Origin of the sequence: Asanoa sp. NPDC050611, from assembly GCF_040654855.1 — a bacterium.
In the GTDB taxonomy this organism is placed as follows: domain Bacteria; phylum Actinomycetota; class Actinomycetes; order Mycobacteriales; family Micromonosporaceae; genus Asanoa.
Genome location: NZ_JBFAIU010000014.1, coordinates 13853 through 27175, shown reverse-complemented (window position 1 = coordinate 27175; position 13323 = coordinate 13853). Strand labels below are relative to the sequence as shown.

At 72.0% G+C, this 13323-nt stretch carries 13 protein-coding genes and 1 riboswitch; of the genes, 9 read left to right on the top strand and 4 right to left on the bottom strand.

Translation table 11 applies throughout. The annotated features are described in order from the left end of the window. Window positions 1-16 precede the first annotated feature (16 nt). Window positions 17-547 carry a hypothetical protein gene (locus tag AB0H87_RS04170; protein ID WP_360139300.1) on the bottom strand — a complete coding sequence of 177 codons (531 nt, stop codon included), beginning with the start codon at window positions 545-547 and terminating at the stop codon, window positions 17-19. A gap of 141 nt (window positions 548-688) precedes the next feature. Here AB0H87_RS04170 and AB0H87_RS04165 point away from each other — a divergent pair, with 141 nt between their 5' ends. The 6 genes from AB0H87_RS04165 (at window position 689) to AB0H87_RS04140 (ending at window position 7358) form a co-directional block, all read left to right on the top strand. Further along, on the top strand, window positions 689-2557 hold the full coding sequence (locus tag AB0H87_RS04165; protein WP_360139297.1) for a M14 family zinc carboxypeptidase: 1869 nt from the start codon (window positions 689-691) through the stop codon (window positions 2555-2557). Window positions 2558-2624: 67 nt separating this feature from the next. Further along, window positions 2625-2767, top strand: a riboswitch (cobalamin riboswitch). A 76-nt stretch (window positions 2768-2843) separates the two neighbouring features. Beyond that, a complete protein-coding gene (locus tag AB0H87_RS04160) occupies window positions 2844-3788 on the top strand; it encodes an ABC transporter substrate-binding protein (RefSeq protein WP_360139294.1) in 945 nt (314 codons plus the stop codon). Beyond that, window positions 3785-4825 carry an iron ABC transporter permease gene (locus tag AB0H87_RS04155; RefSeq protein ID WP_360139291.1) on the top strand — a complete coding sequence of 347 codons (1041 nt, stop codon included), beginning with the start codon at window positions 3785-3787 and terminating at the stop codon, window positions 4823-4825. The genes AB0H87_RS04160 and AB0H87_RS04155 overlap by 4 nt, the downstream gene beginning before the upstream one ends. A 70-nt stretch (window positions 4826-4895) precedes the next feature. Then, window positions 4896-5684 carry an ABC transporter ATP-binding protein gene (locus AB0H87_RS04150; RefSeq protein WP_360139288.1) on the top strand — a complete coding sequence of 263 codons (789 nt, stop codon included), beginning with the start codon at window positions 4896-4898 and terminating at the stop codon, window positions 5682-5684. A gap of 224 nt (window positions 5685-5908) precedes the next feature. Beyond that, window positions 5909-6289, top strand: coding sequence for a hypothetical protein (locus AB0H87_RS04145; protein WP_360139285.1), 381 nt, complete (start codon window positions 5909-5911; stop codon window positions 6287-6289). Window positions 6290-6323: 34 nt separating this feature from the next. Next, a complete protein-coding gene (locus AB0H87_RS04140; RefSeq protein WP_360139282.1) occupies window positions 6324-7358 on the top strand; it encodes an oxidoreductase in 1035 nt (344 codons plus the stop codon). Here AB0H87_RS04140 and AB0H87_RS04135 read toward each other — a convergent pair. Further along, window positions 7342-9402 (bottom strand): AAA family ATPase, encoded by a 2061-nt coding sequence (locus AB0H87_RS04135; RefSeq protein WP_360139279.1) that lies wholly within the window; start codon window positions 9400-9402, stop codon window positions 7342-7344. The genes AB0H87_RS04140 and AB0H87_RS04135 overlap by 17 nt on opposite strands. Further along, entirely contained in the window at window positions 9399-9524 is a 126-nt protein-coding gene (locus tag AB0H87_RS04130; protein ID WP_360139276.1) for a hypothetical protein, read from the bottom strand. Before AB0H87_RS04130 ends, AB0H87_RS04135 begins: the two co-directional genes overlap by 4 nt. A gap of 78 nt (window positions 9525-9602) precedes the next feature. On the opposite strand from AB0H87_RS04130, the gene AB0H87_RS04125 reads away from it, so the two are divergent. Genes AB0H87_RS04125 through AB0H87_RS04115 form a run of 3 tightly spaced genes read left to right on the top strand, consistent with a single transcriptional unit; the run spans window position 9603 to window position 12339 of the window. Beyond that, window positions 9603-10181, top strand: a complete 579-nt coding sequence (locus AB0H87_RS04125) for a winged helix-turn-helix domain-containing protein (RefSeq protein ID WP_360139273.1) — start codon at window positions 9603-9605, stop codon at window positions 10179-10181. A 49-nt stretch (window positions 10182-10230) separates the two neighbouring features. Next, window positions 10231-11460, top strand: a complete 1230-nt coding sequence (locus AB0H87_RS04120; protein ID WP_360139270.1) for an MFS transporter — start codon at window positions 10231-10233, stop codon at window positions 11458-11460. Window positions 11461-11496: 36 nt separating this feature from the next. Then, the gene (locus tag AB0H87_RS04115) at window positions 11497-12339 is read left to right on the top strand and encodes a menaquinone biosynthesis protein (RefSeq protein WP_360139267.1); all 843 of its coding nucleotides are present in this window, start codon (window positions 11497-11499) and stop codon (window positions 12337-12339) included. On the opposite strand, the gene AB0H87_RS04110 is transcribed toward AB0H87_RS04115, so the two are convergent. Continuing rightward, window positions 12336-13265 (bottom strand): serine hydrolase, encoded by a 930-nt coding sequence (locus tag AB0H87_RS04110; protein ID WP_360139264.1) that lies wholly within the window; start codon window positions 13263-13265, stop codon window positions 12336-12338. The two genes, AB0H87_RS04115 and AB0H87_RS04110, sit on opposite strands and share 4 nt — an antisense overlap. Window positions 13266-13323 lie beyond the last annotated feature (58 nt).

Sequence of the window (13323 nt, the reverse complement as noted above, 5' to 3'; positions counted from 1 at the left end):
TTCGTTCTGCTGAAGTTCATTGACAGATCGCGCTGATCGTCGACGCCGTGAGCAGTCGCTGTTCTCCTGATCCGGAGTCGAATACGTATGAAACCGTGCCGAGATCGGTGCCGGCGGGATAGGTCGGCACCGTGCTGGCCAGAAAGGTCCCGCTGACCTCGTGCCCCTTCGGTGGCCGGCCGACCCAGAGCCGCACGGTCGCCACCTTGGGGAACGGCGTCCGGGACCCGGCGGGCACGACCACGGTCCGGAACGCGTCGTCGTCGCCGAGCGGCACAGCGCCATCCGCGATGGACTCCCGCACCGGAAGCTCGACCTGCCACCAGGTGTCCTGAGGCGATTCCGTCGCCCCGTCCTCCGCGGGCCGCACGGCCACGACCTGGACGGCTGCGACCAGATCGCCGTCGCAGAGCGGCGCGCGGAGGTGGTAGCGGTCGCCGACCCTTGTCACGCCGAACGCGACGCCGTCTTCGCTCGGCGCCGGGTCGGCGCAACCCGCGGCCGTAGCCAGCGCGAGCACCGCGAGCATCCCGAAGGGGAGCTTCATCCACGACCTCCGATGTCGAGCATATTTTCGATGGGATGATCAGCTTGGCATGGAATCGCGCAAAGACCCATATTGATATGACCATGCATCGGGTGGTGAGGTTCGACCATCGTTCCTCCACCAACCCCCTGGAGGTCATGCATGGCCATCCGTCCGGTCCGGCGTCGCACGTTGACCGCACTGGTCAGCGTCGCTGTCGTGGGCCTGCTCGTCGCCTCGGCCAACCCGGTCGCGGCGCACAAACCGGCGCCCGGTGGCGGCACCGCGGCGACCTCGGCCGAATACCGCGTGCTCGGCCCGAAGACCCTCGCCGACCGCAACGCCGTCGCCGGCACCGGCGCCGCGATCGACTACGTCGAGCACGGGGTCCTCAACGTCACCGCGACCGGCACCGAGGCCGCCGCCATCCAGCGGCTGGGCTTCACGCTGGAGAAGGTGACGCCGCCGGCCGCCAGCGGCGGGCCGACCACGCTGGCGTTCCCGCCCGCCGACTCCGCCTACCACGACTACGCGGAGCTGACGGCGGTGGTCAACCAGGTCGTCGCGGACCACCCGTCGATCGCGCGGAAACTCTCGATCGGCAGCTCCTACGAAGGCCGCGACCTGATGCTCATCAAGATCTCCGACAACGTCAACCTCGACGAGGCCGAGCCGGAGATCCTGTTCAACTCGCAGCAGCACGCCCGTGAGCACCTGACCGTCGAGATGGCCATCTACCTGCTCAACCTGTTCACCGACAACTACGGCACGGACTCCCGGATCACCAACATCGTCAACAGCCGCGAGATCTGGATCGTGCCGACCGTCAACCCCGACGGCAGCGAGTACGACATCGCCACCGGCTCCTACCGCAGCTGGCGCAAGAACCGGCAGCCCAACTCGGGCTCGTCCAACGTGGGCACCGACCTCAACCGCAACTGGGGCTACAACTGGGGCTGCTGCGGCGGTTCGTCGGGCACGACCAGCTCCGAGACCTACCGCGGCCCGTCGGCGTTCAGCGCGCCCGAGACCGCCCGCCTGCGCGACTTCGTCAACAGCCGGGTCGTGGGCGGCGTGCAGCAGATCAAGGCCAACATCGACTTCCACACGTACTCGCAGCTGGTGCTCTGGCCGTACGGCTACACCACCGCGAACACGGCGACCGGGATGACGACGGACGACTACAACACGTTCGCGACGCTCGGCCAGCAGATGGCGGCGACCAACGGCTACACGCCGGAGCAGTCGTCGGACCTCTACATCACCGACGGTGACAGCCTCGACTGGCTGTGGGCGACCCACAAGATCTGGGCGTACACCTTCGAGATGTATCCGGGCTCGGCCAGCGGTGGCGGCTTCTACCCGCCCGACGAGGTGATCCCGGCGCAGACCAGCCGCAACCGGGAAGCCGTGCTGATCCTGTCCGAGGCCGCGGACTGCCCCTACAAGGTCATCGGCAAGCAGGCACAGTACTGCGGCGGTGGCGGCGGCACGACGGTCTACTCCGACACCTTCGAGACCGCCACGGGCTGGACCACCAACCCGAACAGCACCGACACCGCGACCAGCGGCCAGTGGGTGCGCGGTGACCCGGCGGCGACCACGTCCAGCGGTGCCAAGCAGCTCGGCACCACGGTCAGCGGCACCAACGACCTGGTCACCGGCGCGGCGGCGGGCACCGCCGCGGGCGACTTCGACGTCGACGGCGGCGCGACCAGCGTCCGCTCGCCGGCCATCACGCTGCCCGCGAGCGGCACGCTGACGCTGAGCCTGTCGTGGTACCTCGCGCACGGCTCGAACTCGTCGTCGGCCGACTACTTCCGGGTCAGCGTCGTGCACAACGGCGGCACGACGGCCGTGTTCAGCCAGGCCGGCGCGGCCAGCAACCGCAACGGCGCCTGGGCGGTGGCCAACGCCAACCTGTCCGCGTACGCCGGGCAGTCGGTCCGGATCCTGATCGAGGCGGCCGACACGTCCACCGCCAGCCTGGTCGAGGCGGGCGTGGACGACGTCCGAATCACCCAGAGCTGAACAGTCACGTCACCGGCGTCCCGCGCCCACGAAGCGGGGCGCCGGTGGCGTACCTAACGGGAACTCCCGACCATGGTGACCATTGGGTTACCGTGCTCCCGACCGACCGCAGCGAAGCCGGTGTGAACCCGGCGCTGTCCCGCAACTGTGATGCCCCTTCTGTCCGCGAGGGGACAAGCCAGGTCGCCTGCCGAGGTCGCGAACCAGCGCTCTCGAGGAAGGGCGCCTCGCGGGCGGGCGGAACCCTGTCGGCGAAGCACCAGACCTCGACCGACAGGAGGCATCCATGCGATATCAGGCCAGGCTCGTCCTCGCCGCCGCACTTGGCGCGGCCCTCGCGCTCGCCGGATGTGGCGACGGCGGCGGCACCGAGAACGGCGGGACCCCGCCCAGCCAGGACGTCAGCGCCACCGCCGACTTCCCGGTCACCATCGGCAACCTCACGGTCGCGGAAAAGCCCACGAAGATCGTCGCGCTGTCGCCGACCGCGACCGAGGTGCTCTTCGCGATCGGCGCCGGCCAGCAGGTGAAGGCCGTCGACGACCAGTCCAACTTCCCGGCCGAGGCCCCGAAGAGCGACTTGTCCGCGTTCCAGCCCAACGCCGAGGCCATCGCCGCGCAGGAGCCCGACCTGGTCGTGCTCTCCAACGACATGAACAACGTCGTCGCACAGCTGACCCAGTTGAAGATCCCGGTATACGTCGCGCCGGCCGGCAAGACACTCGACGACACGTACAAGCAGATCACCGACATCGGCGCGATCACCGGCAACCGGCCCGCCGCCGAGGATCTCGCCAAGCGGATGCGCGAGGACGTCGACAAGCTCGTGGCCGACGTGCCGAAGCGCGCCACCAAGCTGACCTATTACTACGAGCTCGGCCCCGAGCTCTACTCGCTGACCTCGAAGACCTTCGTCGGCTCGCTGTTCGCGCAGCTCGGGCTGGAGAACATCGCCGACGCGGCCGACGCCGACGGCAGCAAGGGCGGCTATCCGCAGCTCTCCGCGGAGGCGCTGGTCAAGGCCGACCCCGACCTGATCTTCCTGGCCGACACGGTGTGCTGCAAGCAGAACGCCGACACGGTCAAGGCCCGCCCCGGCTGGTCCGGCATCACGGCCGTGAAGACCGGGCAGATCGTCGGCCTCAACGACGACGTCGCCTCCCGGTGGGGGCCGCGCACGGTCGACCTGCTGCGCCAGATCGTCGACGCGGTGGCGAAGGTGCCGGCTTGAGAGCTCCCGGCGTACGGTGGCCGTGGCTCGTCGGTGGCGTCGTCGCCGTCGTGGTCGCGGCCATCGCCGGCCTGGCGTTCGGCCCGGTCTCGTTGCCGCCCGGCGGGGTCGCCGCCGAGCTGCTCGACCTGATCCCGGGCGTCAATCTCCACAGTGGGTTGTCGGAGCGCGACGCGGCGATCCTCCTGCAGCTGCGGCTGCCCCGGGTGGTGCTGGGCCTGCTCGCCGGCGCGATGCTCGCCCTGGCCGGCGGTTGTTACCAGGGCGCGTTCCGGAACCCGCTCGCCGACCCGTACCTGCTCGGTGCGGCGGCCGGTGCCGGGCTCGCGGTCACCGCGGTGGTGGCCTTTCGGGGGTCCGACATGGACATCGGGTCGCTGCCGGCGGGCGTACCCCTGGCGGCCTTCGCCGGCGCCCTGGTCGCGGTCGCGCTCACCTATCTGCTCGGCGTCGCCGGCCGGGACCGCACCCCGGCGTCGCTGATCCTGGCGGGTGTCGCGGTGTCGGCGTTCCTCGCCGCCGGGCAGACCTATCTCATGCAGCGCAACGCCGACGACATCCGGGCCATCTACTCGTGGCTGCTCGGCCGGCTGGCCACGAACGGCTGGCACGAGGTGAAGCTGCTGCTGCCGTACGCCGTCGTCACCACCGTCGTGGTGCTCGCCCTGCGCCGCGAGCTCGACGTGCTGTCGGTCGGCGACGACGAGGCGAGCGGCCTGGGCCTGCACCCGCAGCGGTCCCGCTACATCCTGATCGCCGCGGCCTCGCTCGGCACGGCCGCCGCGGTCTCGGTCTCGGGCCTGATCGGCTTCGTCGGGATCGTCGTGCCGCACATCGTGCGGATGCTCGCGGGCGGCAGCTACCGCGCGATCCTCCCGCTGTCGATGCTGTTCGGCGCCGCCTTCCTGGCCCTCGCCGACCTGGCCGGCCGGACCTTCGCGGCGCCCGCCGAGATCCCGATCGGCGTGGTCACCGCGTTCGTCGGCGGCCCGTTCTTCGTGCTCGTGCTGCGCACCGCGAAGCGGGTGATCACTTGAGCGAGCGAAGCGAGCGCAGCCGGCTCGGCGCACCGTGTTCCTGCTCCGGCGACCGGAGGGAGGCGGCGGCATGAACGCGGCGATCGAGGTCCGGGACCTGCACGTGACCCTCGGCAGGACGCCGATCCTGCGCGGCATCGACCTGTCGGTCGCGCCGGGTGAGTGGGTCGCGGTGATCGGACCCAACGGCGCCGGCAAGTCGACGCTGCTGCGGGCGATCGGCGGCCTGCTCCCCGCGGGTGGTGCGGTGGCCCTGGTGGGCACGCCCATCGAACGGCTGCGCCGCCGGGCCCGGGCGCGCACGGTCGCGACGGTCGCGCAGTCGCCGGTCGTACCACCGGGGATGTCGGTCTTCGACTATGTGCTGTTGGGCCGGACCCCGTTCGTCTCGCTGCTCGGCCGGGAGTCCGCGGCGGACCTCGCCGCGGTGCGCGCGCTGCTGGACCGGCTCGACCTGACCGGCTTCGGCGACCGCGAGCTGGACACCCTCTCCGGTGGCGAGCGGCAACGGGTCTTCCTGGCCCGGGCGCTGGCGCAGGAGCCGTCGCTCCTGCTGCTCGACGAGCCGACCAGCGCGCTGGACATCGGCCACCAGCAGGAGGTCCTGGAGCTCGTCGACACGTTGCGCCGCGACCAGGGGCTGACCGTGGTCGCGACGATGCACGACCTGTCGATCGCCGGCGGGTACGCGGATCGCCTGGTGCTGCTGACCGACGGCGTCGTGGTGGCCGCCGGCACCGCCCGTGAGGTGCTGACCGAGGAGATCCTCTCCCGCTTCTACCGCGCGCGCGTGCGGGTCGTGGACGGCGTCGACGGTCCGCTCGTGGTCCCGTATCGAGGTAGTCCGTCCGGTCAGTAGAGATTGGCCGAGGTGACTAGTAGTCATTCGTGAGTTTCGACGGGTTTCGTGGTTACGTCGGAGATGTGAGTGTTGCTTACCGCACCGCATGGGTGCCGAACGACCTCACCCCTCGGAATGACGCCGCCGACCTGGCGGCTGCGTGGGTGCTGGACCAGGCTCGGACCCACGCGCTGCAGCCCGTCCTTCGCTTGACGGAGGGAACCCCCGGGCGCGGCCACGCTGTGCTTGCCGTACAGCCCGACTACAACGACGTCTACAAGGCGATCCAGGCGGCGCGCTTCGGTGCGTTCGCCGCCGTGGAGTCTGGCGGGACTCCACTGATCGGCTGGGCGATGGAGACCCGCGCCCTCGACCTGACGACCGGGCAGGTCACCACGGACACCCGAAGTGCTGCGCTCAAGGAGGCCATCGCACGCATCCACTTCTTCGACAACAACGGCTGGACCCGGGGCTTCGGCGCCGAGACCTCCAAGCGGATCCTCGGCGACCTGCGACCGGCCGATCGCGACAAGGACGTGATCCTGGGCAGCCTCTGCGCCCTCGGCTCGCGGGCCAAGGCCCTGCGCCGGCTCGCCGACCTGGCGGAGCGCGCGTGGAAGTAGGTCGATATCCGGAGTAAGTTCACTGCGCATGTGGATGCGAAAAGCGTCAATGGCCGCCGTCTCGATCGGCGTGCTGGCCGTCTCGGCGGGGTTCACCAACACCCCGTCGCCGTCCTGGGAGCTGTCACCCACCGACAGCACCGCCCGCCTCCGCGGCCTGTCGGTGGTCAGCGCCAGCACCGTCTGGGCCAGCGGCAGCCTGGGCACCGTGCTGCGCACCGTCAACGGCGGCCGCACGTGGTCGTCGGTCGGCCCACCCGACACGTCGGCCCTGCAGTTCCGTGACATCGAGGCGTTCGACGCCCGCCGCGCGGTGGCGCTGTCCATCGGCCCGGGCGAGGACTCGCGCGTCTACCGCACGGTGGACGGCGGTCGCAGCTGGACCGAGACCTTCCGCAACACGGACCCGGCCGCGTTCTACGACTGCCTGACGTTCCTCGACGAGCGGCACGGGCTCGCGCTGTCGGACCCGGTGGACGGCAAGTTCCGCATCCTGGCCACCTCGGACGCCGGGCGGTCGTGGTCGGTGCTGCCGACGCGCGGCATGCCGCCCGCGCTGGACGGCGAGTTCGCGTTCGCGGCGAGCGGCACCTGCCTGGTCGCGGCGGGCGGGCGGGCCTACTTCGCCACCGGCGGCGGCGCCACGGCCCGGGTGTTCCGCAGCGACGACCTGGGCCACACCTGGCGGGTGAGCGACACTCCGGTGCCGAGCGGCCCGTCGGCCGGCATCTACTCGCTGGCGTTCCGCGACCGGGACCACGGCGTCGCGGTCGGCGGCGACTCCGTGCTCCCTGCCACGGCACCTGACGCGGCGGCCGTCACCCGCGACGGCGGCCGCACCTGGGCACCAGCGGCGCGCGAGCCGGGCGAGTACCGGTCCGGCTCGGCCTGGATGACCAAGCTGGGCCCGGTGCTCGCGGTGGGCCCGACCGGCAGCGACATCTCGTTCGACGGGGGCCGCCACTGGTCGCTGTTCGACCCGGGCAGCTTCGACGCGGTGGAGTGCGCGGGCCTCGCGGTCTGCTACGCCTCGGGCGAGCAGGGCCGGATCGCTAGGTTGCGCTGGTGAGCGGAGCCGGCAGGGGCTCGGCGTGCAGCACGGCGAGGCGGCTGACGGCCCGGGTGAGCACGACGTAGAGGCGGTGCAGGCCGCGGGGTTCGGCGGCGACGATCGCGGCCGGTTCGACGACCACCACGTGGTCGTACTCGAGGCCCTTGACGACCGACGCGGGCACCACCGTGACCCGCGCGGCGGACTCGACCTCGTCGGCGGTCGCGGAGTCGACGCCGGCCGCGGCGAGCGCCGCCCGGATCCCGGCCACGGCGGTGTCGGCGGCGATCACGCCGACCGACCCGTCGTGGGTCAGGGCCGACCTGACCTCGGCGACCGTCGCGGCGTCGAGGTCGGTGACCGCGTCGATCGTCAGGCCGCCGTCGTGGCGCAGTGAGCGGGCCGCCGGCACGTCGACGGCCAGCGCGGGCAGCAGGCGGTTGGCGAAGGTGACCACGGCCGCCGGCACGCGGAAGCCGATGGTCAGCGGCACCACCGCGGCGTCGGGCTTGCCGAGGTGCCGCAGGGTCTCCTTCCAGTCGACCGCGGCCCACGGCGCCGTGCCCTGGGCCAGGTCGCCGAGCAGGGTGATCGAGCCGTGCTCGCTGCGCCGGGCGATCGCGCGGGCCTGCATCGCCGACAGGTCCTGTGCCTCGTCGACGACCACGTGGCCGAAGCTCGGGCGCCGCTCGATCAGGCCGGCCGCCTCGTCGATCAGCACGAGGTCGGCGGCGGTCCACTTGGCCGACTTCAGCGACCGCGGCGGCGTCGACCACGCGATCAGCGCGCGCTCCTCGTCGGTGAGGATGCCGGCGGGCGGGTCCGTCAGGATCTCGGCGACCAGCCCTTCCGGCGTGACCGCGGGCCAGACCTGGTCGAGGTAGTCCGTGACCGGCTTGGCCTTGCCCATCCGGCGCAACCAGCCGTCGCTGGGTGAGTCGCCGCGGCGCGCCTCGGACTGGCGTTGCAGCAGGCTGACCACCCGGGCCCGGATCCGTTCGCGGGCGGTGCCATAGGGAAGGTCCTCCTGGCGTACGTCCTCGACCAGGCGGCGGAGCACCTCGGCGCCGATCCGCCAGCGGTACGAGCCGTCGGGCACGGTCATCGGCTCGGTGGGTGCACCGATGCGCGCGTCGAGGGCGGCGGCGAGCACGGCGGCCATCCGGGCGTCGTGCTTGACCGCGGCGGCGGCCGGACTCTCCTGGGCCCGCACGGTCACGCCGGCCAGCAGGTCGTCGACCGTGGCCTGCTCGACCTCGACCTCGCCGAGCGCGGGCAGGACGGCCGAGATGTAGGACAGGAACGCGCGGTTCGGCCCGACCACCAGCACGCCGGAGCGGCGCAGCCGCTCGCGGTGCAGATAGAGGAGGTACGCGGCCCGGTGCAGCCCGACCGCGGTCTTACCGGTGCCGGGCGCGCCCTGCACGCAGATCGAGGTGTCGAGGTCGGCCCGGACCAGCTCGTCCTGCTCCGGCTGGATGGTCGCGACGATGTCGCGCATCGGGCCGACGCGGGGGCGCTCGATCTCGGAGGTCAGGATCCGGCTGGCGGTGCCGAGCTCCTCGCCGCGGTCCAGGTGCTCGTCCTCGAAGCTGGTCAGCAGCCCGGCACTGAACCCGAACCGACGGCGGACGGCGAGGCCCTGCGGGTCGCGGGCGCTGGCGCGATAGAACGACCGGGACACCGGCGCCCGCCAGTCGAGCACCATGGGCTCGCCGTCCTCGTCGGTGACGTGCCGGCGCCCGACGTGGTAGCGGTGCCCGGCGTGGTCCTCGGCCGCCGGGCCGGTGCCGAAGTCGAGCCGCCCGAAGAACAGCGGGGTGTCCGGGTCGTCGGCCAGCTCGGCGACGCGGCGGGCGAGCGTACGCCCGAGGGTCTCGGCGGTGTAGGAGTCACCGGCGACGTTGCCGCCGGTGGAGAACAGGGCTTCGGCGCGCTCCCGCATCCGGCGCAGGGCGGCCCGCGACTCGGTGAGATGCGCACGCTCGGCGTCGAGGTCGGTCTCGAGGTCGCTGGCGGGCTGGATGTCGGAGTTCACAAAATGATCAGCGGGCAGGGTCATCCGAGGGAACCTTCCGGCGGGTCGTCAGTGTGGCTCGGGAAGACCTGGGCCGCCCGGAACTCCGCGCGGAACGCCTCGAACGCGCCCCAGCCGGTGCCGGCAGTGCCCGGTAACCGCACCATCAGCACGGCGGCGCTCCACGCTACGCCGGCCCCGAGGTGGTGGCCAGGCATTTACCGGGGCGGTGGGACGATGTGGGTATGACGGAGGTCGGGCAGGAGCGGCGCCGGATTTCGGATCCCACGATGATGCGGGCGCTGGCGCATCCGGCGCGGATGGCGATCATCGAGGATCTGAACACCACCGGTGAAGGGCGGACCGCGACCGAGCTGGCCGAGATCGTCGGGTTGTCGCCCAGTGCGACCAGTTACCACCTGCGCGAGCTGGCCAAGGTCGGCCTGATCGAGCAGGCGCCCAGCCGGGGTGACGGGCGGGAGCGGGTCTGGCAGAGCCCCGTGCACGCCTGGGGCATCGACCTCGAGCCCGACGCCGACGCCGAGACGCAGGCCGCCGAGGACGAGTTGGTCGGCGTCTACGTCGACCGCGACTACGCCCGACTGCGGGCCTTCCTGGCCCGTTCGCGGCAGGAGCCGCCCGAGTGGCACGCCGCCGCCGGGCTCAACACCTCGACGATCCTGGTCACCGCGGACGAGTTGAAGGACCTGTTCGAGCAGGTGCAGCGGCTGATCGGGCCGCTGCGGACCCGGGACCGCAAGGGGACCGAACCCGAGGGGGCGCGCACGGTGCGTGTCCACTTTGCCGTTTTCCCCGACGACTGATCCAAGCCGGGACTTGCGTACCGGAGATGTGAAGGAATATTTTCGAAGCATGTCCTTCACATCTTCGGATCAGTCGCGCTGGGGTGACGTCTATATCACCGCCGGGTCGCGGGCCCTGTCCATGGCCGGCGACGCGCTCGCCGCCACCACGCTCGCCCTCGCCCTGCAGGACCGCGGCGCCGGCGGGCTCGCCGTCTCCGGGCTCTGGCTCGCGGCCACCCTGCCGCTGGTCGCGCTCGTGCCGCTGACCGGGCGCCTCGCCGACCGGTTCGACAGCCGGACCCTTCTCGTCGCCACCGGCCTCGCGCAGGCCCTGGTCTGCGCCGCACTGGCGTTCGTCACGAGCCCGATCGCCTCGATCGCCCTGGTCGCGGTGCTCGCCGCCGGGCTCGCGATCACCAACCCGACGTTCGCGGCGCTGGTGCCGTCCATGGTCAGCCGCGACGACCTGCCCAAGGCGAGTGCGCTCGGGCAGACCGCGTCGATGATCGGCACGCTGCTCGGCCCGGCGGCCGCGGGCTTCCTGGTCGGCGCGTTCGGCACCCGGCCGCCGCTGCTGATCGACGCCGTCACCTACCTGGCCGTCGCGGTCGCGGGCCTGCTGCTGCGGACGCGTCGGGGTGGAGTGCGCACCGCGGCGGCCGGCGACGTGCAGGCGCCGGTCACCCCGTGGCGGTTGCGCGCCGACGGGCTGCTGCTCGCCACCTTCCTCGCCTTCGGTGCCGTGGTCGCGGGTGTCGGCGGCGTCAACGTCATCGAGGTCTTCTTCATCCGCGACACCCTCGGCGCCTCGGCCTCCGCCTTCGGCCTGGTCACGGCCTCGTGGACGGCGGGGATGGCGGCCGGCGCCTGGATCTTCGCCAAAGTCATCCGGCGGTACGAGGACGACCGCGCACTCGCCCGCGGCGTGCTGATCCTGCTCGGCAGCACCTGCGTCCCGGTCCTGGTCAGCGCCGCCGCGCCGGGGGTCTGGCTCGTCGTCGTGCTGTGGCTGACCGGCGGTCTCCTCAACGGCGGTCTCGGGGTGTTCAGTACGGTCCTGGTCGCCCGCCGGGTGCCGGAGCAGGCCCGCGGTCGGGCGTTCGCCGGCCTCAACGCGGCTGCCAACGGCGGCGCGATGTTCGGCTACGTGCTCGCCGGCGCCCTGCTCGGCCCGTTCTCGCCCCGCGCGCTCGTCTTCGCGTTCGGCCTGGCCGGCGTCCTGGCCGTGCTCGCCGCGGCCCTGCCCGTCGCCCGCGCCATCCGGCAGTCGCCGGTCACATCCCCGGCGGTCGCCTGAGCGGTGTCCCACTGCTCGGGATACCGTGGGTTCACCATGACCGAGATACGCAGACCCCGTGTCGGGCACATCCAGTTCCTGAACTGTCTTCCGATCTACTGGGGCCTGATGCGCTCGGGTGCCCTGCTCGACGTCGACCTGCACAAGGACTCACCGGAGCGGCTCAACTCCGCGCTGGTGGCGGGCGACCTCGACATCGGACCGATCTCCCTGGTCGAGTACCTCCGCAACGCGCAGGACCTGGTCCTGCTGCCGGACCTCGCGGTCGGCAGCGACGGGCCGGTGCTGTCGGTCAACATGGTCACCACCCGGCCGCTCGACGAGCTGGACGGCGCCCGGGTGGCGCTCGGCTCGACCTCGCGGACGGGCGTGCTGCTCGCCCAGATGCTGCTCGAGCAGCGGTACGGCGTGACGCCGGAGTACTTCCGCTGCCCGCCCGACGTGACCCAGATGCTGCTGGAGGCCGACGCCGCCGTGGTGATCGGGGACGTGGCGCTGCGCGCCATGTACGAGGCACCCCGCCGCGGGCTCACGGTCACGGACCTCGGCCAGGCCTGGCGCGAGTGGACCGGGCTGCCGATGGTGTTCGCGGTCTGGGCGGCCCGCCGGGACTTCGCGGAGCGCCACCCCGGCCAGGTCAAAGAGGTGCACGAGGCGTTCCTGCGGTCGCGGGAGCTGTGCCTCGCGGAGCTCGACGACGTGGCCACCGCCGCGGCGCGCTGGGAGCCGTTCGACGCCGCCACGCTCGCGTCGTACTTCCGCGTGCTCGACTTCTCGCTCGGCGAGCGGCAGATCGCCGGCCTGCGGGAGTTCGCCCGCCGCGCCACGATCGCCGGCGAGGCCCCCGAGCTGCACGGCCCCGTCTTCTACACCGACTAGCGGCCCGCGGCCTCGCGGAGCTTCGCGCCGACGCGTTCGCAGATGGCGGCGCCGTACTCGACGCCCTTGTCGATCTCGTACCTGGTCATCACGCCGACCACCCAGCCGGCGCCGATGGCCATGCAGCTGACGTGGTACTCGAGCTCCTCCTCGCGCTCGACCCAGCCGTTCTTCGTGGCGATCGTGTGCTGCTGGTCCGGCGGGAAGGCCTTGCGGATACCGAAGTCGCCCTCGTCGCGGACCGCGCGCAGCTCGTCGAGGAGGTACGTCGTCCACACCGGCCCGGCCGCCCGCCCGTCGGCGATGCAGGCGCCGAGCCGGGTGATGTCGGCGGGCGAGAGCAGGGTCCGGCTCCATCCGCCGTCCGCCGCGACCCGGCTGTCCTGGAGCCCGCAGTGCGAGATCAGCCGGCTGATCGACCGCGGTCCGCCGTTCGCCTCGTGTAGCGCGTCCGCCGCGTCGTTGTCGCTGTCCCGGATCATCGACTCGACCTGCTCCAGGTCTTCCTCGCTCGGCGTCTGACCCTGCTCGGCCGCGCGGCGCAGGAAGTCCGCGCCGATCCACGACTTGATCAGTGACGCGGTGGTGCTCACCGCGGTGCGATCGGACGGGCCGAACATCTCTCCGGTACGCGTGTCCAGCAGCGCCCAGGAGAACCAGCCGCTGTGCGGGATCCTGATCTCGGTCGCCTTGACCGGCAGCGGGGACGGCGTCGGCGCTGCCCGGCCGGCCGGGCCGGCAACGGCGGGTTCGGCGACCCGGCCGGCGGCGCCGATCTGCGGCCGCGCCCGGGCGGGAGATCGGAAGACGAGTGGGGACGCGGCCCAGAGGAGCGTTCCGGCGAGACCGACGGTCGCGAGAACGACCGCGACGGCCGTGACGGTGTTCGCGCGCCGAGTCCGGCGACGCCTATGGCTAGCGCTCAAAGTCAGCCCCGGGTGTCGCCGGACGGAAGATGGCGGACCGGCGAGGTCCTGACGTCAG

What these genes read in the sequence shown, in the direction of transcription:
- AB0H87_RS04125 (WP_360139273.1), top strand. Translation starts at nt 9,603, where the DNA reads ATGACGGAGGTCGGGCAGGAGCGGCGCCGGATTTCGGATCCCACGATG.
- AB0H87_RS04165 (WP_360139297.1), top strand. Translation starts at nt 689, where the DNA reads ATGGCCATCCGTCCGGTCCGGCGTCGCACGTTGACCGCACTGGTCAGC.
- AB0H87_RS04120 (WP_360139270.1), top strand. Translation starts at nt 10,231, where the DNA reads ATGTCCTTCACATCTTCGGATCAGTCGCGCTGGGGTGACGTCTATATC.
- AB0H87_RS04170 (WP_360139300.1), bottom strand. Translation starts at nt 547, where the DNA reads ATGAAGCTCCCCTTCGGGATGCTCGCGGTGCTCGCGCTGGCTACGGCC.
- AB0H87_RS04160 (WP_360139294.1), top strand. Translation starts at nt 2,844, where the DNA reads ATGCGATATCAGGCCAGGCTCGTCCTCGCCGCCGCACTTGGCGCGGCC.
- AB0H87_RS04150 (WP_360139288.1), top strand. Translation starts at nt 4,896, where the DNA reads ATGAACGCGGCGATCGAGGTCCGGGACCTGCACGTGACCCTCGGCAGG.
- AB0H87_RS04115 (WP_360139267.1), top strand. Translation starts at nt 11,497, where the DNA reads ATGACCGAGATACGCAGACCCCGTGTCGGGCACATCCAGTTCCTGAAC.
- AB0H87_RS04140 (WP_360139282.1), top strand. Translation starts at nt 6,324, where the DNA reads ATGCGAAAAGCGTCAATGGCCGCCGTCTCGATCGGCGTGCTGGCCGTC.
- AB0H87_RS04130 (WP_360139276.1), bottom strand. Translation starts at nt 9,524, where the DNA reads ATGGTGCGGTTACCGGGCACTGCCGGCACCGGCTGGGGCGCGTTCGAG.
- AB0H87_RS04135 (WP_360139279.1), bottom strand. Translation starts at nt 9,402, where the DNA reads ATGACCCTGCCCGCTGATCATTTTGTGAACTCCGACATCCAGCCCGCC.